Source organism: Agrobacterium sp. SUL3 (assembly GCF_001263295.1).
In the GTDB taxonomy this organism is placed as follows: domain Bacteria; phylum Pseudomonadota; class Alphaproteobacteria; order Rhizobiales; family Rhizobiaceae; genus Agrobacterium; species Agrobacterium tomkonis.
Genome location: NZ_KQ414503.1, coordinates 177852 through 201735 on the forward strand (window position 1 = coordinate 177852; position 23884 = coordinate 201735).

General features: G+C 61.0%; 21 protein-coding genes. 9 read left to right on the plus strand and 12 right to left on the minus strand.

Annotated elements, in window-relative coordinates:
* Positions 1-58 precede the first annotated feature (58 nt).
* Complete coding sequence (locus AKG12_RS13580) at positions 59-1075, plus strand: Gfo/Idh/MocA family protein (protein WP_052819203.1); 1017 nt, start codon at positions 59-61, stop codon at positions 1073-1075.
* 1 nt (position 1076) lies between these two features.
* Entirely contained in the window at positions 1077-2066 is a 990-nt protein-coding gene (gene iolG, locus AKG12_RS13585) for an inositol 2-dehydrogenase (RefSeq protein ID WP_052819204.1), read from the plus strand.
* A gap of 49 nt (positions 2067-2115) precedes the next feature.
* Here the strand turns inward: iolG and AKG12_RS13590 are convergent, their stop codons facing one another.
* From AKG12_RS13590 to AKG12_RS13600, 3 genes are all read right to left on the minus strand, one after another.
* Positions 2116-3111: a LacI family DNA-binding transcriptional regulator gene (locus AKG12_RS13590; protein WP_052819205.1), complete on the minus strand. Its 996-nt coding sequence runs from the start codon at positions 3109-3111 to the stop codon at positions 2116-2118.
* Positions 3112-3186: 75 nt separating this feature from the next.
* Positions 3187-4131 (minus strand): sugar phosphate isomerase/epimerase family protein, encoded by a 945-nt coding sequence (locus AKG12_RS13595; RefSeq protein ID WP_052819206.1) that lies wholly within the window; start codon positions 4129-4131, stop codon positions 3187-3189.
* Positions 4132-4148: 17 nt separating this feature from the next.
* Positions 4149-5324 (minus strand): Gfo/Idh/MocA family protein, encoded by a 1176-nt coding sequence (locus AKG12_RS13600; RefSeq protein WP_052819207.1) that lies wholly within the window; start codon positions 5322-5324, stop codon positions 4149-4151.
* Between the two features lie 341 nt (positions 5325-5665).
* On the opposite strand from AKG12_RS13600, the gene AKG12_RS13610 reads away from it, so the two are divergent.
* Entirely contained in the window at positions 5666-6604 is a 939-nt protein-coding gene (locus tag AKG12_RS13610; RefSeq protein WP_052819209.1) for a sugar ABC transporter substrate-binding protein, read from the plus strand.
* Positions 6605-6661: 57 nt separating this feature from the next.
* Here AKG12_RS13610 and AKG12_RS13615 read toward each other — a convergent pair whose 3' ends face one another.
* From AKG12_RS13615 to AKG12_RS13635, 5 genes are all read right to left on the minus strand, one after another.
* Positions 6662-7663: an ABC transporter ATP-binding protein gene (locus tag AKG12_RS13615; RefSeq protein WP_052819210.1), complete on the minus strand. Its 1002-nt coding sequence runs from the start codon at positions 7661-7663 to the stop codon at positions 6662-6664.
* Entirely contained in the window at positions 7660-8454 is a 795-nt protein-coding gene (locus AKG12_RS13620; RefSeq protein WP_046800985.1) for an ABC transporter permease, read from the minus strand. The genes AKG12_RS13615 and AKG12_RS13620 overlap by 4 nt, the downstream gene beginning before the upstream one ends.
* On the minus strand, positions 8451-9275 hold the full coding sequence (locus AKG12_RS13625) for an ABC transporter permease (RefSeq protein ID WP_082178845.1): 825 nt from the start codon (positions 9273-9275) through the stop codon (positions 8451-8453). The genes AKG12_RS13620 and AKG12_RS13625 overlap by 4 nt, the downstream gene beginning before the upstream one ends.
* On the minus strand, positions 9272-10078 hold the full coding sequence (locus AKG12_RS13630; protein ID WP_052819212.1) for an alkaline phosphatase family protein: 807 nt from the start codon (positions 10076-10078) through the stop codon (positions 9272-9274). The genes AKG12_RS13625 and AKG12_RS13630 overlap by 4 nt, the downstream gene beginning before the upstream one ends.
* Positions 10079-10187: 109 nt before the next feature.
* Positions 10188-11231: an ABC transporter substrate-binding protein gene (locus AKG12_RS13635; protein ID WP_052819213.1), complete on the minus strand. Its 1044-nt coding sequence runs from the start codon at positions 11229-11231 to the stop codon at positions 10188-10190.
* 126 nt (positions 11232-11357) lie between these two features.
* Here AKG12_RS13635 and AKG12_RS13640 point away from each other — a divergent pair, with 126 nt between their 5' ends.
* Entirely contained in the window at positions 11358-12119 is a 762-nt protein-coding gene (locus AKG12_RS13640) for a UTRA domain-containing protein (RefSeq protein ID WP_082178846.1), read from the plus strand.
* A gap of 22 nt (positions 12120-12141) precedes the next feature.
* On the opposite strand, the gene AKG12_RS13645 is transcribed toward AKG12_RS13640, so the two are convergent.
* Positions 12142-13188, minus strand: a complete 1047-nt coding sequence (locus AKG12_RS13645; RefSeq protein WP_052819214.1) for a GlxA family transcriptional regulator — start codon at positions 13186-13188, stop codon at positions 12142-12144.
* 85 nt (positions 13189-13273) lie between these two features.
* Here AKG12_RS13645 and AKG12_RS13650 point away from each other — a divergent pair, with 85 nt between their 5' ends.
* The 5 genes from AKG12_RS13650 to purU all read left to right on the plus strand — a co-directional run bounded on the left by AKG12_RS13650 (position 13274) and on the right by purU (position 19410).
* Entirely contained in the window at positions 13274-14527 is a 1254-nt protein-coding gene (locus AKG12_RS13650; RefSeq protein WP_052819215.1) for a sarcosine oxidase subunit beta family protein, read from the plus strand.
* Positions 14528-14593: 66 nt separating this feature from the next.
* Positions 14594-14914: a sarcosine oxidase subunit delta gene (locus AKG12_RS13655; RefSeq protein WP_052819216.1), complete on the plus strand. Its 321-nt coding sequence runs from the start codon at positions 14594-14596 to the stop codon at positions 14912-14914.
* On the plus strand, positions 14911-17901 hold the full coding sequence (locus AKG12_RS13660; protein ID WP_052819217.1) for a sarcosine oxidase subunit alpha: 2991 nt from the start codon (positions 14911-14913) through the stop codon (positions 17899-17901). Before AKG12_RS13655 ends, AKG12_RS13660 begins: the two co-directional genes overlap by 4 nt.
* Positions 17902-17914: 13 nt before the next feature.
* The gene (gene soxG, locus AKG12_RS13665; RefSeq protein ID WP_052819303.1) at positions 17915-18469 is read left to right on the plus strand and encodes a sarcosine oxidase subunit gamma family protein; all 555 of its coding nucleotides are present in this window, start codon (positions 17915-17917) and stop codon (positions 18467-18469) included.
* 56 nt (positions 18470-18525) lie between these two features.
* Positions 18526-19410: a formyltetrahydrofolate deformylase gene (gene purU, locus AKG12_RS13670; RefSeq protein WP_156316052.1), complete on the plus strand. Its 885-nt coding sequence runs from the start codon at positions 18526-18528 to the stop codon at positions 19408-19410.
* A 27-nt stretch (positions 19411-19437) separates the two neighbouring features.
* Here purU and AKG12_RS13675 read toward each other — a convergent pair whose 3' ends face one another.
* The 3 genes from AKG12_RS13675 to AKG12_RS13685 are packed head-to-tail and all read right to left on the minus strand — an operon-like array spanning position 19438 to position 23760.
* Complete coding sequence (locus AKG12_RS13675) at positions 19438-21531, minus strand: mechanosensitive ion channel domain-containing protein (RefSeq protein WP_052819218.1); 2094 nt, start codon at positions 21529-21531, stop codon at positions 19438-19440.
* Positions 21528-22145, minus strand: coding sequence for a ParB-like protein (locus AKG12_RS13680; protein WP_046800975.1), 618 nt, complete (start codon positions 22143-22145; stop codon positions 21528-21530). Before AKG12_RS13680 ends, AKG12_RS13675 begins: the two co-directional genes overlap by 4 nt.
* On the minus strand, positions 22129-23760 hold the full coding sequence (locus AKG12_RS13685) for a SulP family inorganic anion transporter (RefSeq protein ID WP_052819219.1): 1632 nt from the start codon (positions 23758-23760) through the stop codon (positions 22129-22131). Before AKG12_RS13685 ends, AKG12_RS13680 begins: the two co-directional genes overlap by 17 nt.
* Between the last annotated feature and the right edge of the window lie 124 nt (positions 23761-23884).

The window sequence follows — 23884 nt, forward strand, 5'->3', positions numbered from 1 at the left end:
CCGCGTCGGAGGGCTTGGTCGGCCGATCAAAGGCGGGTCCCTTCAGGGAGGATACATTATGAACGACACCATCGCCCCCGTTCGGTGGGGCATACTCGGCGCTGCGCGTATTGCGGACGGTGCCATCATTCCGGGTCTGGTCAAAAGCGCCACCTGCGAGCCGCTCGCCATCGGCGCGCGCAGCCTGGAACGGGCAAGAACCATGGCGGACCGGCACGGCATTCAGCGTGCCTATGGCAGCTATGAAGAGGTGCTTGCCGATCCGGATGTTGAGGCGGTCTATATCGCCCTGCCGAACCATCTGCATGTGGAATGGACTCGTAAGGCGGCGAAGGCCGGCAAGCACGTCCTGTGCGAAAAACCGGCAGCCATGACGGCTGCGGAACTCGATCAGCTCAGGGATATCGATCCGGTGTTGAAGATTTCCGAGGCCTTCATGGTTCGCCAGCAGCCCCGCTGGATCAGGCTACGGCAAATCCTTCAGGCGGAGGATTATGGCAGACCGCTTTCCTTCTCCTCGCTCCTGTCCTTCATGATGACCAATGAGGCGGATTTCCGCCAGAAACCGGAATTCGGCGGCGGTGCCTATTACGATCTTGGCTGCTACACCGCCATGGCGGCGCGTTATGTCTTTGGCTCCGAACCGAAACGCGCTTTCGCCGCCGCCGCCCATAATGCTGGCGGCATCGACATGTTCACCTCGGTCATCCTCGATTTTGGCGACGGCAGACACGCGACTTTCATGGTTTCGATGGCGCAGGCCTCCTCGCAATCGATCCAGATCGTCTGCGAAAGGGCCTTCATCTCGCTGCCGCAGGCCTATGTGCCCCCACGCGTCAGCCCCAACATCATCGCCATCGACACCTCGGCCGATCATGCGAATTCGGACATCCACACGCTCGAATTTCCGCCACTCGACCAATACGAGGAAGAGGTGACGAATTTTTCCCGGGCAATTCGCGGCGAGGCGGTGCCCTATTTCGACATGCGGGATGCGCGAGCCAATGCGGCCGTGGCCGACGCGGTTTTCGCCTCGGCAAAAAGCGGCGCATGGGTTGATGTGAAAGGATATTGAAATGACGATCAAACTTGCCCTCATCGGCGCAGGACGTATCGCAAAGGTACATGCCCGGGCCATTGCCGGCAGTGACGATGCCGAACTTGTGGCCGTTACGGATGCCCTGCCGGCCGCAGCGGAAGCTCTGGCGCGGGCATCGGGCGCGAGGGCGGCGGATGTGGATGCCATTGCGGCGGATCAATCCATCGACGCCGTGCTGATCTGCACGCCGACCGACACCCATGCCGACCTCATCGAAAAATTCGCGCGAGCCGGCAAGCACGTCTTTTGCGAAAAGCCTGTCGATCTCGATCTTGCCCGGGCCGAAGAGGTGGTCTCGATTGCCAGGGCGGCGGGAGTAACGCTGATGCTCGGCTTCAACCGCCGTTACGACCCGAATTTTGCCGGCGTGCGCGCCGCGATTGATGCCGGGCGCATTGGCGATGTTGAAATGGTGACGATCACTTCGCGTGATCCGGGTGCGCCGGATTTATCCTATGCTGCGCGTTCGGGCGGCATTTTCCGCGACATGACGATCCATGATCTCGACATGGCCCGCTTCCTGCTCGGCGAAGAGCCGGTTGTGGTGTCGGCCCATGCTTCGGTTCTCGTGAAACCGGAGCTGAAGGACATAGGCGATTTCGACAGCGCCACCGTCATTCTAGAAACGGCGTCGGGCCGCCAGGCAGTTATTACCAATTCGCGCCGCGCCACCTATGGTTATGACCAGCGGGTGGAAGTGCACGGTTCGCTTGGTGTTGCCCGTGCGGAAAACCACCATGAGAACACGGTCGTCATCGGCAATGCGGATGGTTATCGTAGCGCGCCCCTGCAGAACTTCTTCATGACGCGTTACACCGCGTCTTATGCCGGTGAAATTGCCGAGTTTATCGCGGCCCTCAAGCAAGGCAGGCAACCGGCCACCACCGGTGAAGACGGCGTGGTGGCCCTCAAACTTGCCAATGCCTGCGTTCAATCGGTGGAAACCGGAAAGCGCGTTACCGTTTAAGGCAAAACGCAGCAATTGCATGACGCGTCCCGACCCGGCGCGCCGTGCTTCAGATTTGCGGGCCGGAGGAGCGCCGGATAATCAGTTCCGGCGCTATGACGAGGTTGCGGATCGGTGCTGATGGGTCGGCGAGCCGCGTTGTCAGCGTTTCGACGGCAGCGGCAACCATGTCCGGCACCTTCTGGCGGATGGTGGTGAGTGAAATCGGTTCGGAGGCGGCCATGGGTATGTCGTCGAAGCCGACGACCGCCACCTCATCCGGCACCCGGAAGCCGTGCCCGGCAAGCCGGCTGATGACGCCAAGCGCAATAAGGTCGTTGGCCGCAAAGATTGCGGTCGGGCGGTCCTTTCGGGCCATCAGCGCATCGGTTGCCGCGCTGCCGGCGTCAACGTCATACCGGCCCTCGGCGATGATGGGTTTCAGGCCCTGCCGTTGCATCGTGTCGCGATAGGCGTTTGCGCGGCTGTTGGCGCCGGCGCCGCTGCCGCCGGTAATATGGGCGATGGCGCGATGACCGAGCCCCAGCAGGAACTCCGTTGCCAGCCGGGCGCCGAGCGCATCATCCGAGCTTACGCTTTCCACCGTCTCCGTTGCCAGATTACGGCCGATATAGACCGTCGGCAGCAGCTTCGAAACGGCGGCGATCTCTTCACGCTCCCCCGGTGCGCCGATGAGGACGAGGCCGGCAATGCGCTGGTCGATGAAGGCGCGCAGCGTGGCGGCCGTGCCGGAAACGGCCAGCATGGCGAAATAACCGGCATCCCGCAAAGCTTTATCGCATTCGCGCGCCAGCATTGCCTCGTAAGGGTTGAGCACATCGCCGACAACAAGGCCTATCGTGCGGCTCTGGCGGCTTGCCAGCGTCTGGGCGGCAAGGTTCGGCGTATACTTGAGGCTGGCGGCAGTGGCGAGGATATGCGCTTTCGTGTCGCCACGGACTCCGGGGTCGTTTCGCAGCGCGCGCGATGCCTGCGAGCGTGAAACACCCGCCGCCTTGGCGACATCTTCAAGCGTTACTCCGGGACGGGCGGGAAAGTTGCTCATGCTTTCCTATAAAGAAGGCTGATGGAAACTGGCAAGCGCCGGCGCTTTAATTTCGCGGTGCGACCCCAGCAGGCGTCATTTGACGCCCGCTGATTGTTCTATGCAGAAGCGCAGGGTGGTTGCCGATGTGGCGACGGCTTCGAGCGGCGGCATGGAGTAGTCCTCGTTCTCGATGCTGATGACGTCATCATAACCGGTCTTGCGCAACGCCCTGATAATATCGAGCCAGCCATGCACGGCGGTGCCGTGGCCGAGCGAGACGAAATTCCATGAGCGGCCTTCGACTGGCATCACATGTTTCGTGTCGAGCAGGCCGTCGATCCGGGCGCGCAGTTCGATGCGCGAATCCTTGCCATGGACATGGTAGATGCACTCACCCAGCGCCTCGATGGCGGAGATCGGATCGCCGCCCATCCAGATCAGGTGGCTGGGGTCGAAATTGACACCGACGGTCGGCCCGACTGCGTCGCGCAGGCGGAAGAAACTCTCGCTATTATAAACGCACTGGCGTCCGTGCTGCTCGACGCAGATCTTCAGGCCCTTTTCGGCCGCGGCTGCTGCGAATTTTCTCCAGAAGGGCAGAACCCTTTCGCTCCATTGCCATTCCAGCATTTCCATGGCCTCGAGCGGCCAGGAAGAGGTGATCCAGTTCGGGTTCCGGTCCTCCGCCCCGCCGGCGGGAAGGCCGGACATCATGACGATCCGTTCGACGCCGAGCAGGGCGGCCAGCTCCAGCGTGTCATAGGCAAGTTTGCTGTCGTCGATCCCGATCTTTCCCGGATGCAGCGGATTGCCCGAGCAATTGAGCGCCGATATTTGGAGGTTACGTTCCTTCAGCATGCCCTTCAGGCGATCGCGCGAGGCCGTATGGGCAAGCAGATCAGCGATATCCACATGAGGTGCGCTCGACCAGCCGCCAAGCCCGAATTCGACATGGGTAAGGCCAAGCTCGGCGATCTGGTCGAGGCAGGCGGCAAGCGGCAGCGCGCCGAAGCCGTCGGTATTGAGACCAATTTTCATCATTTGCTCCTTTGGCTTCAGACGGAGATGTGTCTGACCTTAACGGGCCGGTTGGTATCCGCGCTTTGCTGGATCGCATCGAGGATTTCGCTGGCGCGCAGCCCATCGAGGATGGAGCCATTCGTCATCGGCCCGCCCTTGGCGATGGCGTCGAGGAATTCATGGATCATGAAACCGAAGACCTCGGCATAACCGATGGCGACGCCGTCATGCGGCACCGGCAGCAGCGCGGCGAAAGGCAGGGCCGGATGGTTGGCGACGATGGTGAAGGGCGACTGGCCTGAACCGTCGAAACGGGCGATCTCGTAATGCGCCGGCGTACGGGAGTTGTAGCGAACCGTACCTTTCGTGCCGGTGATCGCAACGGTCAGGCTGTTGCCCATGCCCACGGCAACGCGGCTGGCAAGAAAAGTGCCTTGGCAACCATTTTCGAAGCGTAGCAGGGCGGACATGACATCGTCATTGTCAACCAGGCGGCTTTCCGTGCTCAACGCTACATGGTTGTGGCCGATGCTGGCGCCGGCCGGCAGGAAACGCTGCTTGATGGAAATGGTCGCGATTGCACCGGCGATCTCCTCGACTTCGCCGCACAGGAAACGGGCTAAGTCGACGGCATGGGTGCCGATATCGAGTAGCGCGCCCGGTCCGGCCCGGTTGCGCTCGTAACGCCAGCTATGGGGCAGCTGCGCATCGGCGGCATATTCGCTTTCATACTGGACGAGCGCGTTGACCGGTTCGCCGATCTCGCCGTTCTGGATCAATTGCCGGATTGCCGCGATGGCGGGAATGCGGCGATAGTTGAAGACGGTTGCGGAAACGGTGGGGGTCGCTCTCGACGCCTCGTAGATACGGGCCGCCGTTTCCGCATCAAGCGCCAGCGGCTTTTCGCAGATGACGTGTTTGCCGGCCGCGAGTGCGGCCAGCGTGACTTCCGCATGCAGGAAATTCGGCAGGCAGATGCTGACAATGCCGATTTCCGGATCTGCAAGCACGTCTTTCCAGTCCGAAGCGATGGTTTCGAAACCCCAGTTTGCCGCCATCGAGGCGGCAAGCTCACCATTGGCGTCGCAGATGGTCTTCAGGCGCAGGCCGGGGAGCCGGCCCGAGATCCGATCGATATTGACCTTATAGCCGAAGGCATGCGCAGCGCCGATCATGCCGGCGCCAATGACCGCGATTGCCGATCCTGTCATATGTTCCTCCCAGAGACGGATATGTAATCTGCAATTTTGATATGAGAGCGCTCCCATATTGTCAATATCACTGTGAGTTCCATCAAGGATGGGCTGGTTGTCGTTAGATTGTCTGGATTCTGCAGGGTTTTGATATCTAGCGCCAAGGTCGCTATTTTGTTTTGGAATATAGATGCTCGAGAAATAATTGTGATGGGATTCAATCAAGCGCTGCGGTGCAGACCCTTCGCCAAGATTATCGAGGTTGACAGACTGAGAGCGCTCCCATTATTACTGGCGGCGAGGGTTGAGGAGCCCTTGGTCAACATGGCGCCGCACGCTGGCGTATTGAGGAGGAACCGATGAAATCCCTACTGTCCGCACTGCTTTTGTCGTCCGCGCTTTTTACGACGGCGAATGCCGCCAATATCGGCGTTGCAATGTCGAGTTTCGATGACAACTTCCTGACGATCCTGCGGCTTGCCATGCAGAGTTCGGCCGAAGGCAAGCCAGATATTCAGCTGCAATTCGAGGATGCCCAGACCGATATCGGCAGGCAGCTTGATCAGGTCAATAATTTCGTCGCCCAGGGGCTGGATGCGATCATCGTCAACCCGGTGGATGCCTCCGCGACCCAGCCGATCACGGCTGCTGCTGCGGCCGCCGGCATTCCGCTGATCTATGTGAACCGTCAGCCGGTCGAAAAACTGCCGGAAAGCGGCGTCAGCTTCGTTGGCAGCGATGAATATCAGGCCGGCACCCTGCAGATGACCGAAGTGTGCCGGTTGCTTGGTGGCAAGGGCAAGGTCAATATCATTATGGGTGATCTTGCCTATGAGGCTGCCCGCGTCCGCACCAAGGCGGCCGAGGATGTGCTGAAGAAACCGGAATGCGCCGGCATCACGGTTGCCGACAAGCAGGCCGGCAAGTGGACCCGTATTTCCGGTGCAGACCTCGTCACCAACTGGCTGAGCGCCGGCCTCGACGTCAACGCGATCATCGCCAATAATGACGAGATGGCGCTCGGCGCGATACAGGCGCTGAAGGGTGTAAAAAAGCCGCTTGGCGCCGGCGAAGGCAAGATCGTGGTCGGCGGCATAGATGCGACGCAGGATGCGATGAAGGCCATGAAGGCGGACGAGCTTGCCGTCACCGTGTTTCAGGATGCGGCGGGGCAGGGTAAGGGCGCATTGGAAACCGCCCTCAAGATGATCGCCAAGGAGCCGGTCGAGCAGAATGTCTGGATTCCGTTCGAACTGGTCACCCCCGCAAATCTGGCCACCTACGACAGCCGCAACTGACGCTCTGGCAGAATAGATGCATGGCGGCGGGCGCGCCGCCATGCGGTGCCGTTTTGGTCAGATGTAGTGCAGCTGACGTTCGGCGACGCTAAGAGTGACATGTTGGCCGGGTGGCGGGTAAAGCGCATCCTGAGCGCTTGCATGTTCGACCTTGAGCGCCACGCCGGATGCATCAAGTTGATAACGGACCGTGGGGCCGACGATGCTGATGTCTTTCACCTCGGCGGTGAAAGCCACGCCATTCCCGTCTGCCGCGTTGCCGATCGTGAAGGCATGTGGCGGGATGATGCAGGTCCGTTCGAAGTGGTTGCCGGTGATGCGTGACATGTCTTCGGCGGTGATGATATTGGCGTCACCGATAAAACCGGCCACGAACAGGTCGGCCGGCCGATAATAGAGCTCCTGCGGCGACGCTGTCTGGGCGATGCGGCCGGCATTCATCACCGATATGCGGTCGCCCAGCGACAGGGCCTCGTCCTGATCATGGGTGACGAGGATGCTGGTGAGGCCGCTTTCGCGCTGGATGCGTTTCAACTCATCGCGCAGGCGCTTGCGGATCTGGGCATCGAGTGCGGAAAGCGGTTCGTCCAGCAGAAGCAGCTTGGGTTCGAGCACCAGCGCGCGGGCAAGTGCCACACGCTGTTTCTGGCCGCCGGAGAGCTGATGCGGCCGCCGGTCGGCGCGATCGCTGAGGGAAACGGTTTCGAGCGCGGAGGAGACTTTGTCGTCGATGGTCTTTTTCGCGAGCCGGCGCTGTTCCAGACCGAAAGCGAGGTTCTGCCGCACCGTCATATTGGGAAAAAGCGCATAATGCTGGAACACCATGCCGATGCCACGATCCTTCGGCGGCAAGGTGTCGATGCGCCGGCCATCCAGCATGATCGAGCCGGACGAAGGCGAAACGAGCCCGGCAATGGAGCGCAGCAATGTCGTCTTGCCGCAGCCGGACGGCCCCAGCAGCACATGCATCTCACCCGTGTCTATGCCAAGCTCGATAGCGTCGAGAACGGTGGCGTTGCCATAAATGGCGCTGATATTATGGATCGCGAGATGGGTCATGATGCACGCTCCGTTTCCCGGACCATCCGAAAGGCAATCAGGGTAAAGGCAAGAATGAGCAGGAAATAGAGAATGACGATGACGCTGGTGATGCGGCCGCTGAGGCTGCGCTGGGCGAACATGTACATTTGCAGGGTTTCGAAATTGCCGCCGACCAGCATCTTGGCGTAGACGAATTCGCTGAACAGCGTCGCGAAATTCAGCACGATGGCGACCGCGATGGACGGCAGGATGCTGGGCAGGACGACGCGCCGTAAAATGGCGAGGTCGCTGGCGCCGATCAGCCGGCCGGCATCCAGAAGCTCGTTGATGTCGAGGTTGCGCAGGCCATTCTTCACGGCGATGTAAAACATCGAAAAGCAGAGCGGCACATAGGTCAGCACCAGTACCAGCGGCGAACCGCCGATCTGCAGCGGCGGGGCGGAAAATATCCTGAGATAACCGACCACGAGAATGATGCCGGGTGCGGCATAGGGCAATATCACCAGACGTGCGAACCAGCGGTCAAGTGCTGGCCAGTAGATGTGGGCGGAGACGACGGCCGGGACGATGATGATCGTCGCGATCGTCAGGGCGGCTGCGGCAACCAGCGTGGAACGCAACAGGGCCGCATGGAAACGTGGGTCCGACAGGATGGTGACGAAATTATCCCCCGTCAGCCCGGCCGGCAGCAGGGTTCCGGACCAGTCGGTCGCCACCGCATTCATCATCGTCGCCAGCAGCGGTGATATCATGATGAGCGCCATCAGCCACAGAAACAGGCTTGTGCCTTTGAAACCATGCCTTGTCATCGGTGCTTTTCTCCCGCCAATATCTGGCTTGCGGTGATGGGCACGAGAAGCACGACCAGAAGGCATATGGCGATGGCATTGGCGAGATTGGGATCGGAGAAAATGTCGCCGGATACCAGTTCGCTGATGCGGATGGTGACGACATTGATGCTCGTGCCGGTCAGAGCGAAGGTGGTCGCGAAAGTGCCCATGGCATTGGCGAAGAGCAGAATGGCGATCGCCACCAGTTGCCGGGCGACGGTGGGCAGGCCGACCCTTAGCCAGAACCGCAGCTTGCCGACGCCGATCAGCGCTGCCGCCTCTTCGATGTCCTGTCCAACGGCGGCAAGTGCCGGCGTAATCAGCAGCGTGGCGAGCGCCACCTGAAAATAACAATAGGCGATGATGAGCCCGGTAAATGAATAGACGTTGAAATCGTCGATCAGCCCCAGTTCCTTCAGCAAAAGCGTGAACATGCCGTTCAGCCCGAAAAGGAAGATGAGCGCCATGGCGAGCGGCACGCCGGCGAAGTTGGCGCCAATATTGGCGAAGGCCATGACGGTGCGGCGGGCGGCGCCAGACCTTGCGCGGAGTGCTACCGCCACCAGAAAGCCGAAAACGAGGCCTGTTGCCGTGCTGATGAGCGAGATGACCGTCGTTGTCGCAAAGGACTGGAGGTAAAAGGCATCCGTGAGAATGGTCCGGTAATTCGCAAGCGACAGCGCACCGGCGGCGAAAAAGCTGTCACTGATGACGCTCGCCAGCGGCCAGATGACGAGAATGGCGATCACGCCCAGAAACGGCGCTGCCAGCAGCCGCATTTTGCGGTTCTGCACGCTCATGCGGACAACAGCCCCGGCGGTACCGGCAGGCCATGATCGGGAATGGCGAGAAGCGCGCAGAGCAGCCCGGCAATATCCGTCTGCGCCAGCTTTGCATCCGCAGCCGGCGTAAAGGCCTCACCGAATGTATAGAACGGCACCAGAGCCTCAGTCTCATGCGGCCCGCCGTGATTGCCATCATCGCTCATGCCGTGATCGCTGGTGACGATGATGCTGTAACCCGCAGCGTGCCAGGCCGGCAGATAACGCGCCAGCAGGTCACCGGCGTTACGGGCTGTATTGCGATATTCCCGCGAGCTGCCGCCGTGCCTGTGGCCTTCATTGTCGATATTCATCGGGTGAATCAGCAGGAAATCCGGGCTGTGCCGGCGCAGCAGAACATCCGCATCGGCAAAGACATGGTCGTCCGGATAATGATCGGCCCAATAAAACGAGCCGTGATGAATGCCGCCATCGAAATTCTCGATATGGCGGAATTCCGGGGAGAAGGGAGCCTGATTGTAAAGTTCGAAATACCAGTGATAGGCGGAGGCGGCGGTGGTGCGGCCGGCAGCAGTTGCCAGCGAGAAGACATTCGGAAAACGGGAGCGGCGAACAACGCCGTTACTGGTGACACCATGAACCACCGGCGGTAGCCCGGTCATCAGCGTTTCGTAAAGCGGCCGCGAAATCGACGGCAATTCGCTGCGCACGGCGTGGATACCGGCCTTTCCGGCCACAACCAGCCCTTCCATATATCCGAGGCAATCCCTTGCTGTCGCGTATCGGAGGCCATCCAGCAGGATGAAGATCGTCTTGTGCATCGCTTTCGCCTCATCTGTTTGTGGTTCGGTTTGCCCGAGCACTTTTTAGCACGTTCCGCGGGCTCGTTGCCCGCGGAACAGTCGTTTGGTTTTCAGGGCGGTTGCCAGATTACATCTTCGGGGCGACGCTGGCGCGCCAGAGGTTGACCAGCTTGCCGGCGGCCTGGGTCCAGACGGCGGCATTGATCGGGCGGGCCTTGGCATATTGTTCCGACGGCAGCAGGCGTTCCTTCGCCTCGGCCGGCAGGGTGATGCGGTCAACGCGGATCGGACGGGCGTAACCATTGGCCAGGTTGATCTGGCCGGCATCGCTGAGGATATATTCGCGTGCCAGCTTGGCGGCGTTGGGTTGCTTGGAGAATTTGTTGATGATGGTGGCGTAACCGCTGGTCACCGAACCATCAGAAGGAATGACGACCTTGAACTTCTCGCGGCCAACCACGTCGCGATAGTTGAGGGCGTTGAAGTCCCACATCGGCGCGACCTGTATTTCGCCCTTTTCCATCGTGGCGGGGTTTGCGCCATTGGCCAGCAGGCGGCCTTTTTCCGCAAGCTTGGCAAAGAGATCGACGCCCGGCTGGAGGTTTTCCTCACCGCCGCCCATGGCGATGGCGGCGGCCAATACGGCGGCGTTGTCCTGTGCGCCGGAACCGACATTGCCGAGCGAGACCTTGTAGTCGCCCTTCAGCAGATCGGCCCAGGACGCGGGTGGGTTCTTCACATCGGCGGAGATCAGGAAGGCGATGGTACCGGTATAACCGATGACCCAATGGCCGTCCTTGTCCTTGGCCCAGTCGGGGATCTGGTCCCAGGTCGTGGTCTTGTAAGGCTGGGTGACACCGCGGGCGACAGCAATCGGGCCGAATTCGAGACCGACATCGCCGATATCTGCCGTCGCACTGGCGCCTTCATTGGCGAACTTGGCGATCTCCTCGCCGCTGCTCATGTCCGTATCGGCGTGTTTCAGGCCGTATTTTTCGGTCAGCTGGTTCCAGGTGTCCTTCCAGTTCGCCCAGCCGTCCGGCATGCCGACGCTGTAGATGGCGCCTTCTTTGCGGGCGGCGGCTTCGAGGGCCGGAACGTCCTGCGCCTGAGCGGTGAGGGGAAGGGAAAAAACGGTGAGAAGGGAGAGGGAGAGAAGGGAATTTTTCACGGGGCTTGCTCCTTGGTCTAGACCAGTTGCATGCTCATTATCGGTTCGCTATGACAGGCCAATGACGTTTTCGGCGCGGACATAACGCGCCCGTTATTTTTTGACGGCCATGCAATGAGGGCGGCGATGCCAGCCAGAGAAACGACAGGCGGTCACCGCGATATCGAAGCTGGCCGGCGCGGCGGGCTGGAGCAGCAATTGCGCCGGGCCATTGCTGCAGGCGAGGTGGTGAAGGATGGTCGGCTTTTTTCCGAGCGGCAATTGATCGCGAAATATGCCACCACGCGCATTACCCTGCGCGAGGCGCTTTTCCATCTCGAGATCGACGGGCTGATCTTTCGCGAAAGCCGGCGCGGCTGGTTCGTTTCCGGACCACGCCTTGTCTACAGCCCGCTGCACCGCTCCCACTTCCATCGCATGGCCGCCGAACAGGGACGCTCTGCCGAAACCCTTCTGGTGGAAGCGGAGGCCACAGCGCTGCCCGAGGAGCTTGCGCCCCTCATGCGCTGTGCGCCGGGAACGCCGTTCTGGCGCATCCGCAGAAAGCGCAGCATCGACGGACGGCTGGTGCTTTTCGTCGAGCACTATCTTTCCATGGAGATTTTCCCCGATATCGTGCAGCACGACCTCACCCGGTCACTGACTACGATTTACCAGGACAGTTACGCCGTCACCTATGGTCCGGCCTATTTCGAAATTAATCCGGTCGCGTTGCGGGGATATCCGGCTCATCATCTCGGTTGCAGCGAAGGGGCTTACGGTCTGAAAATCACGCGTGTCAATCAGGACCAGCATGGTCGCATCATCGATTGTGATCTCGAATATTGGCGCCATGACGCCATATCGGTACGGGTCGAGACCGGCCAGCCGGATCAGCCTGCTGGTTGAAGCTCCGGCGGTTGGAATATCTTCAGGATTGCGGCAGCAGCACGCCGACGGCGAATTCCTCATCCGTCGCTATGTGGCCGATCTGCGTCTTGCGATATTCACTGGGGCTGAAACCGCGCTCGGCCCGCAAGGTGCGTGAAAGATGCGGCGCGTCGCAAAACCCGGTGGCAAGCGCGATCTGGGTGATCGTGTCTTCGGTCTTGCGAAGCAGGGACAGGGCGCGGTCCAGCCGCAGTTCGAGATAGACCTTTGATGGCGTTGCCTTCAGGTCGCTGAGAAAACGCCGTTCGAGGCTGCGGCGACCGAGGCCAAGGTCACGGGCAAGTTCAAGCACGGTTCTCGGCACTTCAATATTCTGCTGCATGCGCAGGATCGCCTTTTTGACCAGCGGGTCCGTGGCTCTGCGTGCGCTCTGCTGGCCGGGTTGGGGTTTTTCGCCGCTCAACGCGCTGTCGATCATCATGATGTTGAGGCTCTTGATGGCGGCGGACTGACCGACATGACGCTCCACCAGGAAGGCCGCCAGATGCGCGGAGCCGTGGCCGCCCGAACAGGTCAGCCGGTCGCGGTCGATGACGAAAATCTGGTCGGAGACCATCTGCACCGTGTCGAAACGGTCGAGAAAATCCTGATGGTGGAACCAGCTCACACAGCAGCGATAACCATCGAGCAGACCCGCCTCGTGCAGAATGAAAACGCCGGTGCAGAGCCCGATAATGGGAGTGCCGGTCGCCGCACGCTGTTTGAGGAACCGCAGCGCTTCCGGCGGCAGGGCGCTGTGATCGCTGATCAATCCGCCGGCAACGACGATATAGTCATAATGCCCGGCGTCGATCAGCCGCGTATCGGGCTGCACCTTCACACCGCAGCTCGATTGAACGCTGCCCATGGTCGCCGACAGCACCGACCATTCGCAGAGAATTGGCCGCGAGCGGTCAGCCTCGTCGGCGGCAAGGCGCAGCACATCGACGAAATTCGCAAAGGCCGACAGCGTGAACCGATCGGCAAGCAGGAAAGCGACGCTGAGGCGTTTCTTGGCGCGGTGAGAGGTCATGGCGCAAATATTCATGCAAAGAGACGCGATTGTCCAGCCGTCGCAACGCAAATCTTCATAGCTTTTGCGACACGAGATTTTCCAACCATCGGGTCCGCTCATGACGCGTTTTAATGCTTTCAATCTTTTGAAGAACGCCCTGACCGGCCATAAGAACTGGGATGAGCAATGGCCCGACAGCCAGCCGAAGGCCGAATATGACGTGGTCATCGTCGGCGCCGGCGGCCATGGTCTGGGGGCTGCCTATTATCTCGCCAGCCAACACGGCATCACCAACGTCGCCGTCATCGACAAGGGCTGGCTCGGCGGCGGCAATACCGGCCGCAACACGACCATCATCCGCTCTAACTATCTCTATGATGAAAGCGCCCGTCTTTACGATCACGCCGTCGACCTGTGGGAGAACTTGAGCCAGGAACTGAACTACAACGTCATGTATTCAAAGCGCGGCGTGCTGATGCTGGCCCATAACGTTCACGACGTGCAGAGTTTCAAGCGCCATATCCATTCCAACCGCTTGAACGGCGTCGACAATCGCTGGCTCACGACTGAGGAATGCAAGGAATATTGCCCGCCGCTCAGCATTTCCCCCAATGCCCGTTATCCGGTCATGGGTGGTGCGTTGCAGGAACGGGCCGGCACGGCGCGCCATGACGCGGTCGCCTGGGGTTATGCGCGCGGTGCCGCCGCCCGCGGTGTCGATATCATCCAGAACTGCCCTGTTACCGCCATTCGCCGCAATGCCGATGGTTCCGTCGCCGGTGTCGAGACGGCGCGAGGCTTCATCAAGGCGAAGAAGGTCGCGGTTTCCGCCTCCGGCCACACATCCGTCGTCATGGACACAGCCGGCGTGCGCCTGCCGCTGGAAAGCTATCCGCTGCAGGCGCTGGTGTCGGAGCCGATCAAGCCGATTTTCCCCTGCGTGGTCATGTCCAACGCGGTTCATGCCTATATCAGCCAGTCCGACAAGGGCGAGCTGGTGATCGGTTCGGGTACGGACCAGTACACCTCCTATTCGCAGCGCGGCGGCCTGCCGCTGATCGAACATACGATTGCGGCCATCGTCGAAATCTTCCCGATCTTCAACCGCATGCGGATGCTGCGCAAATGGGGTGGCATCGTCGATGTCACGCCGGATCGTTCGGCCATTCTCGGCAAGACGCCTGTCGACGGGCTTTACGTCAATTGCGGTTGGGGCACGGGCGGTTTCAAGGCGACGCCGGGCGCTGCCCACACCTTTGCCTGGACCATCGCCAAAAACGAACCGCACCCGATCAACGCGCCGTTTACGCTGGAACGTTTCCGTTCCGGCCGCCTGATCGACGAGGCCGCCGCCGCCGCCGTGGCGCATTAATTTCACGCATTTTCCGGACGTAAAACCGCTTCGCACTTTTACTGGAAATGCTCCGAGGACAAGACCATGCTTTTGATCCGCTGCCCCTATTGCAACGAAACATTGCCTGAAGCCGAATTCACCTATGCCGGACAGGCCCATGTTGTCCGCGCCGCCGATCCCTCGTCGCAGACGGACGAACAGTGGGAAGAATTCCTGTTCATCCGCGAAAACGTGAAAGGTCCGCATTTCGAGCGCTGGCGGCACCTGCATGGCTGTGGGCGCTTCTTCAACGCCGTGCGCGACACGGTCAGCGACCGGTTCCTCACGACCTATCGGGCGGGCGAGCCGCGTCCAGAGCTTTCTTCCCTGACCCGCGCAGCAGCCAGTTCCGAGGTGTCGAAATGAATTCCTATCGTGTTTCCGGCCGTGGCCGTGTGGATGCCGCCCGCTCGGTAAGCTTTACCTTTGACGGCAAGACCTATCGCGGCGTGAAGGGCGATACGGTCGCCTCGGCACTTCTGGCCAATGGCGTGCATCTTATGGGCCGCTCGTTCAAATACCACCGCCCGCGCGGCCCGGTGGCGGCGGGTTCCGAGGAGCCGAATGCGCTGATCGGCACCCGCCGTGGCGCCGGTCAGTTCGAGCCGAACACCCGCGCCACCGTGCAGGAAATCTGGAACGGGCTGCAAACCACCTCCCAGAACAAATATCCGAGCCTGAAATTCGATATCGGCGCGGTCAACGACATGGCCTATATGCTGTTTTCGGCCGGCTTCTACTACAAGACCTTCATGTGGCCGAAGAGCTTCTGGAACAAGGTCTATGAACCCTTCATCCGCGCGGCGGCTGGTCTCGGCGTTTCGCCGACGGAGGAAGACCCGGACACCTATGCCTCGCGCAACCTGCATTGCGACGTGCTGATCGTCGGCGCTGGTCCTGCCGGCCTCGCTGCGGCGCGGGCGGCGGCGGTCGATGGCCTTAAGGTTGTGCTGGTCGATGAAAATGCAGAAGCCGGCGGCACGCTTTTGTCCGAACCGCAGGCGAATATCGACGGCAAGCCCGCCTGGACCTGGCTGGCGGATGAATTGAAGGCGCTGAAGGAGCGCGGAGTCAGGATCATGACCCGCACGACGGCCATTGCCTATTACCACCAGAACATGATTGGCCTCTGCGAAAAGCTGACCGATCATCTCGAAACCGTGCCGAAGGATACGCCGCGCGAGCGCCTGTGGCGGGTCAGGGCACGTCAGGTGGTGCTGGCGCAGGGCGCGCTGGAAAAGCCGCTGGTCTTCCACGGCAACGACCGTCCGGGCGTGATGCTGGCGGGCGCCGCCCAGACCTATCTCAACCGCTATGGCGTCAAGGTCGGTAACAGCCCGGTGGTGGTGACAAGCCATGACAGCGCCTGGTATGCGGCCTTCGATCTTCACGGCGCGGGCGCACGTGTTCAGGCCATTATCGATACCCGCGCGACGGTGCGTGAAGAGCTTGTCAACGAGGCGCGCGCGCTCGGCATTCCGGTGAAGCTATCACATACGGTGACGGCGACCTCCGGGCGGCTGCGGGTCAAGTCGGTCCGAGTCAACCCGGTCAAGGGCTCCTCGGTCGGCGCGGGACAGGAGATCACCTGTGATGCGGTGCTGATGTCCGGCGGCTGGACGCCGTCGCTGCATCTGTTCTCCCATACGCAGGGCAAGCTCGCCTGGGATGACGAGCGGACCACCTTCCTGCCTGCCCTCACCAATGAGGATTGCGCGATTGCCGGGGCCGGCCGCGGACTGTGGGGCATCGAGGCGGCGCTGAAGGACGGCGCGGAGCGGGGGCGTGAAGTCGCCGAAGCACTCGGCAAGGCCGCCAATGCTTTCAGCCATGCGGTGGAACATGATCGCACTGGCAGTGGTGTGTCGCACACGGAACTGCCGAGCGACCGCGATGCCGGCAAGGCCAAGGCCTTTGTCGATTACCAGAACGATGTGACCGCCAAGGATCTGCGACTTGCCGTGCGCGAAGGCATGCGCTCCATCGAGCATGTCAAGCGCTACACCACCAACGGCATGGCGACCGATCAGGGCAAGATGTCGAACATTAACGGCCTGAACATTGCGGCGGAAGCGCTTGGCAAACCCCAGCCGCAGGTGGGGCTGACCACCTTCCGCCCGCCCTATACGCCAACGACCTTCGGAGCCTTCGCCGGTTATCACCGTGGCGCGCATTTTGAAGTAACGCGCAAGACGCAGATCGATGGCTGGGCTGAGGCGCATGGCGCTGTTTACGAGCCGGTCGGGCAATGGCGTCGCGCCTGGTATTTCCCCAAACCGGGCGAAGATATGGACGCGGCGGTCGGCCGCGAATGCCGGGCGGTGCGTCAGAGCGTGGGCATTTTCGATGCTTCGACACTAGGCAAGATCGAAGTGGTCGGTCCTGATGCGGTCGAGTTCATGAACCGCATGTATACCAATCCGTGGTCGAAGCTCGCCCCCGGCCGTTGCCGTTACGGCCTGCTGCTTGGCGATGACGGCTTCATCCGTGATGACGGCGTCATCGGTCGAATGACCGAAGATCGTTTCCACGTCACCACCACGACAGGCGGTGCCGCCCGGGTGCTGAACATGATGGAGGATTACCTCCAGACGGAATGGCCCGATCTCAATGTCTGGCTGACCTCGACGACAGAACAATGGTCCACCATCGCACTGAACGGCCCGAATGCGGCAAAGCTGCTGGCTCCGCTAGTCGAAGGTGTGGAACTGACGGAAGAGGCGTTTCCGCATATGTCCTGCGTGGAATGCACGGTCGCCGGCATGCCGGCGCGGCTGTTCCGGGTCAGCTTCACCGGCGAGATCGGCTTTGAGGTCAATGTGCCGGCCCCGCTTGGCCGCAAGCTCTGGGAAATCCTGTGGGAAGCCGGTCAGCAATACGGCATCACCGCTTACGGCACTGAAACCATGCATGTTCTGCGCGCCGAAAAGGGTTACATCATCGTCGGACAGGATACCGACGGCACCGTGACGCCCTATGATGCGGCGATGGGCTGGGCCGTAGGCAAGGCGAAGCCCGATTTCGTCGGCAAGCGCGGTCTTGCCCGCCCTGATCTCGTCGCCAAGGGCCGCCGCCATCTCGTCGGCCTTCTGACTGAAGACCGCTCGAAGCTGGAGGAGGGGGCGCAGATCGTCTTTGATCCGAAACAGCCGCTTCCGATGAAGATGGTGGGGCATGTGACCTCCTCCTACCATTCGGATGCGGTTGGCCAGCCGATTGCGCTGGCGCTGGTCGAGGGCGGTCATGAGCGGATGGGCGAGACCGTCTATATCCCGATGCTGGACCGTACCATTGCCGCGAAAATCACCGGGATGGTGTTTGTCGATCCCGAAAACACCCGCCTGAAAATCTGATCCGGAGATGACAATGAACATGCGTGTTTCCTCCCCCATTTCCGGCACCTTGGCCGAAAGCAAGGCGGCGCGGGTCAGCATCCTGCCTGTGCAGGCGCGGCTGTCGCTGCGCGCGCGTGGTGATGTCGGGTCACTCGGCGCAGCACTTGGCCTCACCCTGCCAGAGCGGATCGGCGCCCGCGTCTCCGCCGGCGAAAGGCAGGCCCTCCGCCTTGGTCCCGATGAATGGACGATCCTTGCCCCTGCCGGTGAAGTCGGCGAGTTGGTTGCGGCCTGCGCCGGCGTTTATGCCAGCCATCCGCACAGCCTTGTCGATATTTCCGGTCGGGAAGTGACGCTGCTGATCGAGGGGCCACGAGCCGCTGAACTTCTGACGCTCGGCTGCGCCCGCGATATCGACACGATTGCGGTGGGCGAGGCACGCAGGACGATTTTCGACGGCGTGACCGTGGTGCTGTGGCGCGATGCGGAAGACCGTTTCCGGATGGATATCTGGAACAGTTTCGTGCCGCATCTTGGCCATTTGCTTGAAACCGGCTGCAGGGAACTTGCCGCTGAAATCGCCTGAACTCGCCACGGTTTCAAAACTGTCCGAGTACTGATCCATCAAGGGGGAGCAGGATTTTGACCATCTATGTCATGAAAGTCTCGTGCCCGGCGCGCAGCGGCATCGTTGCCGCTGTATCCGGATATCTCGCGCGGTCCGGCTGCAACATCAACGACAGTTCGCAATTCACCGATCAGGAGACAGGCCGTTTTTTCATGCGGCTGAGCTTCGTTTCGGAACAGGGGCTGGAGCGTGACGCCCTTTTTGAAGGCTTCGCTCCGGTCGCTGCCGATTTCGACATGGACTACGATTTCCATGATCTCTCCCGCAAGACCAAGGCGGTGATCATGGTGTCGCGCTTTGGTCATTGCCTCAACGATCTCTTGTATCGCTCCCGCATCGGTGCCCTGCCGGTGAAGATCGTTGCGGTGATCTCCAATCATCTCGATTACCAGAAGCAGGTGGTGAATGAGGATATTCCCTTCCACCACATCCGCGTCACGCCGCAGACGAAACCGGAGGCTGAAGCGGAAATCCTGCAGGTGGTGCAGGATACCAGTGCTGAACTCGTGGTTCTGGCACGTTACATGCAGGTACTGTCGGACCGGCTCTGTCAGGAAATGTCGGGCCGCATCATCAACATCCATCATTCCTTCCTGCCATCGTTCAAGGGCGCCAACCCTTACAGGCAGGCCTATGAGCGTGGTGTGCGGCTGATCGGCGCGACTGCCCATTACGTCACCGCCGATCTCGATGAGGGGCCGATCATCGAGCAGGATACGATCCGCGTGACCCATGCCCAGAGCGGTCTCGATTACGTCTCGCTTGGCCGCGATGTTGAAAGCCAGGTGCTTGCCCGCGCAATCCACGCCCATATTCACCACCGGGTCTTCCTGAACGGCAACAGGACAGTGGTGTTTCCCGCCTCGCCGGGGGAATATGTGTCAGAGCGCATGGGGTAAGTGCACCAGAGCGTGAGAGCGGGAACTCTATTCTTCGGGTGGCGGCTGCATTTCGCCACCCTGTTCCTGCTCCGGCGGTCTCGCGGACCGGGCGGCGGCGGGATAGGCGCCTGTCATGCTGGCGAACTGAATGTCGTTTTCAGCAAATGCATCCTTCAACATCGAATAGGCCTTGCGCCGCACCACTGAGGATTGCCCACCGGCGCGCAGCATCATGCCGAAGCCGAGCGTCATGCCATATTCGCCAAAGTGCTCGACACCCTTCAACTTGACGGTCTCGATGAGGAACGGCCCGAATTCCGGATCCTCCTTCAGCGCCTTGCCGATCTCCTTGGTGATGGCCTTGACCTTGGCGATATCGGTATCGAAGGCGACGGTGACCATGAATTTGTCGATCGACCAGTCACGGCTCATGTTTTCGACCGCGCCGAGCGACCCGAACGGCACGGTGAAGATGGGCCCACGATGGTGGCGCAGTTTGACCGAGCGGATGCTGAAGGATTCCACCGTGCCGCGATAAGAACCGCTCTGAATATATTCGCCGACGCGGAAGGCGTCGTCGATCATGTAAAACACGCCACTGATGATATCTTTCACCAGCGTCTGCGAGCCGAAACCGATGGCGATGCCGAAAATGCCGGCGCTCGCCAGCAGCGGCCCGATATTCACGCCGAGTTCCGAAAGCGCCGTCATGACGGCGACGGCGGCGATGATGATGCCGAGCATGTTGCGCAGGATCGGCAGAATGGTCAAAAGCCGGTCGTCCTGCGGCTGGCCGCCGGAGTGGCCGCTCATTGCGTCGCCGGCAGGGGCGCTCAGCTCCAGCCGCCGGGCGATCATCGACTTGATGGCGATCCATATGAGATCGGCAAGCAGCAGGATGAGCGCGCCGTGCAGGATGCCGACGACGATGGAGGTGAGCAGCGCGCCGTCGGGCAGGGAATCCGGATGGGCGCGAACAAGGAAGATCAGCCATACGATGGCCGCTCCCACGATGGCGAGCCGCACGCCGCGCTCGGCCAGAACGGGGCGAAGGTCGCTTTCGCCGTAACCGCCAATATCGGTTGCGAGTTTCCGTGCGGCGATGCCGAGCGTCGAGGCAAGGCCCGGCAGGACCAGCGCATAAAACCCGATCCAGAACAGCACGCCTGCGCCGGCAAGGCGCAATCCGAAGAGGATGATAAGGCAGAAGATCAGCGCGACATCGATCGCCCGTGTCCGTTCAGAACCCGGATCACCGCCGGGCCGCCGCCATATCCAGAGGCTGGCGAGCAGAAACAGGAAACCGACCATGCCGGTGGACAATAGACCGAGCGTATCGCGCGGGACACCCAGATTTTCGAGTGTCCTGAGCAACGCCCAGAAAAACCCGGCAAGCGTTGCAAGCCATGTCCAGCGGACGATCCAGAAATCGCGCCGCGGGCTGGCTTCGCGGCCAACCACCTGCCGCAACAGGCCGGAAACGGCAAAAAGCACCGGCAGGAGAATGCTCATCACGAGCCAGGGCAGCAGAACGGCGCTCAGCAGGGGCGGCCACTGGATGCTGAGGAACATGGCGGTTGCGACAAGGCCGTATCCGAAAAGGGGCAGAAGCCGCCCTGAGACGACGGCTGAGGCATATCTGCCGATATCCCCGCCGTTTTTGCGGGATGCGTGCATGACGATGATACGGTTTGTGACAATGCCGCCCGCAAGGCCTGCCCCGAACAGGACCAGGACATGCTGCAAAAAGATAAAAGGACCGTAGGCGTGGACCGCATCGCCAAGCCTTTGCCATGCGGAAGCGATCTGCGAGAACATGACGGGCAGGTCGCCGATGATGCGGGCAAGATGTTCCCGCCGCTTGCTTGCCCATTGGTCGAGATCGCTCAACTGACTTTGTGACGCCGTCTGCGGCTGCGGCTCCGCGCCAGTTGTCGCAAGTTTCTGTGCAAGCAGGGCACGAACGTCGTCCTGCCCGAGAAGTTGCAGCAACTGGTCGACCTTCTGCTCCGTCGTTTGTGCGGGGGAAGGTGCTTTTACCGGCGGCGGCTCCTGTGCGGAAAGACCGGTTGTTCCAAGCACGAAAAGTGCGATGACGACCGCTGCAATCCACCTGAAAAGGAAGGGAAGGGTTGTCATTCGGTTCTCCCGCACCAGCCGGGAAGATGCCGGGCATCGTGTGAGCGCGCCAGTTCCACTGCCTCGGCCATCGTCTCATCGAAGGAATGCCGCAGGTCTTTGCTGCTTACCCGGCGGCGGAAAAAATCCGCCCAGAGAAATTCGGTAAAAGGCGCTTCGATCTTGGCGAAACCGCCGGCATCGCGAACCGCGCCGGCCAGAGAGCGGAAAGGGTCGTCTTGAAGGTCAGTGATCTGCTTCGGCAGCTCGTCGACTGGGCGGCGCGCACCTTCGACATCGAAGGGATAAACCAGGTTGCGATGATCCATCACCGACCAGAATTCCTGCCTGCCAAGATGAGAAAGATCGGCCACGATGCTGGTCAGCACATGTTTCACGCCCTCGTCATGTAACGCCAGAGCAAGGTGGTGATGGTCGACCAGATAGAGACGCTGTTTATAGCCAATGACGACGGGCACCATGTGGTGGCCGAGAAAATCTGGCCCCTTTTTCTCCCGGATGGCGGCCCATTGTTTGCGTTTGTTTTCCACCTCGCGAAGGCCAACCGTCATCTGGGTCGGCCTGAGCGAGGTGATTTCAACCGGGCTGAGGTGGGGTTCAAGAGGCTGTGGCATGGTTGTTCTCCCGACCCATGGCCGTGGTTACGGCATCATCGACGCTGAAACTGCTGCGCGCCACCAGATCGCTCCCGCCGCCGGCGAGCAGCAGATCCCGTACATGGTCGTGCACGCGGGCATAATAGACCGTGGTGCCGCCGTGCTGCATCGCTGCATCGAATTCCAGCAGCGCATCGAGCGCGGTGGAATCCAGTTCGAAGCTTTCCTCAAGACTGATGATCGCGACATGCAGTTCCGGCCTTGCGGCGATGCGTTTGGTGACGGCGGCAAGGATCGGTTCGGCATTGCCGAAAAAGAGTGGCTGCGCCGGCCGCAGGATAATCATGCCAGATATGTCCTGCGCATCGGGATGGCGTTCCATATCGACGAAATCGTGGCTGTCGCCAAGCCTTCCGAGATGCATCACATGCGGCAGGGAAAGCCGACGGACGAAGACGGCGAAGGAAAGCGCGACGGCAACGAGCATTCCGTTCAGAACGCCGAATGCCAGCACGCCGGCGGCGGCGGCAAGTGCCAGCCAGGCATCGTTGCCAAGCCGCCACAGGCGGATGATCGGCGTCGGATCAAGCGCGTGCAGCAGGGCTACGGCAATGATGGCGGCGAGCACGGCCTGCGGAATGAAGGCGAACCAGGCGGAAGCGAGCAGGCTGAAGATTGCAAGGCCGATTGCGGCGATGGCCGAGGCGAGGCGGCTCTGCGGCCCGACCGCTTCGCTTGCCGCACCGGCGGAAAAACCGGCGCCGACCGGCATTCCCTGCACAGCGGCGCTGGCGATATTGGCAAGCCCGAAGGCCCGCAATTCGCGATTGGAATCGACATTCTCACCGTGGCGCAGCGAAAAGCTGCGGATCGTACCCCAGGATTCCGCAAAGAGAATGAGCACCAGCGGCGGCGCAAAGCGGGCGACATGCGCGACATCATCGAGCGATACCGAAAGCGGGCCGGCCCATATTCCGGCAAGATCGATGGTGCCGACAATGGCGACGCCGCGGCTTTGCAGATCAAGCAGAATCGAGACGGCAATACCCGCCACGATCACGACAAGGCTGCCGGGAAGGATCGGGCGTTTACGCAGGAGCAGCAGTACAGCAAACGCCGCGAGGCCGACGGCGATGCTTTCGAGGCTCCAGTCTCGCGGATGGGAGACTATCTGCAACAGGATTGCCAGCGGTTCGCCCGTTTGCTCCTTGATTCCAAAAAGGCTCGGCAGTTGCTTGATCGTGATCAGAATGGCGAGGCCGAAAGCAAAACCGCGCAGCACCGGCCGCGAAATCACGCTCGACAGCGCGCCGAGCCGCGTGGCCGCCGCCACGAGAAACAGGATGCCCACCAGTGCGACCGAAATGGCGACAAGCAGCATCTTCTGCGCCGGCGTGACGGAAAGCGTCGCGAGCATCGCGGCCAATATTGCTGCGGAAGAGGATGTGGGCGAGACGACGGCAAACCGGCTCTGGCCGAAAACGGCATATACAATGCAGCCCATGATGGCCGCAAGAATGGCGTGCTGGGCTGGAACGCCGGCAATTCCCGAATAGGCGATCGCTTCCGGCAGCATCAGGCCGGCGATCGACAACCCTGCAATTACATCACGCCTGTCGAATATCACGGACATTGGGTTGCGACCGTATCGACGCCGATGGAGGCGATAAAACTTTCACCCGCTAAGATCACGATTCTCCACCTTGTATCCGCGATGAGATGAAGGTTTCACCCAATGCGGATACAAGTCAAAGTTT

Bases quoted from the DNA above. Each gene is read 5' to 3' on its own strand.
- AKG12_RS13640 (WP_082178846.1), top strand. From the start codon at position 11,358: ATGCCAGCCAGAGAAACGACAGGCGGTCACCGCGATATCGAAGCTGGC.
- AKG12_RS13685 (WP_052819219.1), bottom strand. From the start codon at position 23,760: ATGTCCGTGATATTCGACAGGCGTGATGTAATTGCAGGGTTGTCGATC.
- iolG (WP_052819204.1), top strand. From the start codon at position 1,077: ATGACGATCAAACTTGCCCTCATCGGCGCAGGACGTATCGCAAAGGTA.
- AKG12_RS13610 (WP_052819209.1), top strand. From the start codon at position 5,666: ATGAAATCCCTACTGTCCGCACTGCTTTTGTCGTCCGCGCTTTTTACG.
- AKG12_RS13645 (WP_052819214.1), bottom strand. From the start codon at position 13,188: ATGAATATTTGCGCCATGACCTCTCACCGCGCCAAGAAACGCCTCAGC.
- AKG12_RS13655 (WP_052819216.1), top strand. From the start codon at position 14,594: ATGCTTTTGATCCGCTGCCCCTATTGCAACGAAACATTGCCTGAAGCC.
- AKG12_RS13630 (WP_052819212.1), bottom strand. From the start codon at position 10,078: ATGCACAAGACGATCTTCATCCTGCTGGATGGCCTCCGATACGCGACA.
- AKG12_RS13615 (WP_052819210.1), bottom strand. From the start codon at position 7,663: ATGACCCATCTCGCGATCCATAATATCAGCGCCATTTATGGCAACGCC.
- AKG12_RS13675 (WP_052819218.1), bottom strand. From the start codon at position 21,531: ATGACAACCCTTCCCTTCCTTTTCAGGTGGATTGCAGCGGTCGTCATC.
- AKG12_RS13595 (WP_052819206.1), bottom strand. From the start codon at position 4,131: ATGAAAATTGGTCTCAATACCGACGGCTTCGGCGCGCTGCCGCTTGCC.
- AKG12_RS13600 (WP_052819207.1), bottom strand. From the start codon at position 5,324: ATGACAGGATCGGCAATCGCGGTCATTGGCGCCGGCATGATCGGCGCT.
- AKG12_RS13625 (WP_082178845.1), bottom strand. From the start codon at position 9,275: ATGAGCGTGCAGAACCGCAAAATGCGGCTGCTGGCAGCGCCGTTTCTG.
- AKG12_RS13620 (WP_046800985.1), bottom strand. From the start codon at position 8,454: ATGACAAGGCATGGTTTCAAAGGCACAAGCCTGTTTCTGTGGCTGATG.
- AKG12_RS13650 (WP_052819215.1), top strand. From the start codon at position 13,274: ATGACGCGTTTTAATGCTTTCAATCTTTTGAAGAACGCCCTGACCGGC.
- AKG12_RS13660 (WP_052819217.1), top strand. From the start codon at position 14,911: ATGAATTCCTATCGTGTTTCCGGCCGTGGCCGTGTGGATGCCGCCCGC.
- soxG (WP_052819303.1), top strand. From the start codon at position 17,915: ATGAACATGCGTGTTTCCTCCCCCATTTCCGGCACCTTGGCCGAAAGC.
- AKG12_RS13580 (WP_052819203.1), top strand. From the start codon at position 59: ATGAACGACACCATCGCCCCCGTTCGGTGGGGCATACTCGGCGCTGCG.
- AKG12_RS13590 (WP_052819205.1), bottom strand. From the start codon at position 3,111: ATGAGCAACTTTCCCGCCCGTCCCGGAGTAACGCTTGAAGATGTCGCC.
- AKG12_RS13680 (WP_046800975.1), bottom strand. From the start codon at position 22,145: ATGCCACAGCCTCTTGAACCCCACCTCAGCCCGGTTGAAATCACCTCG.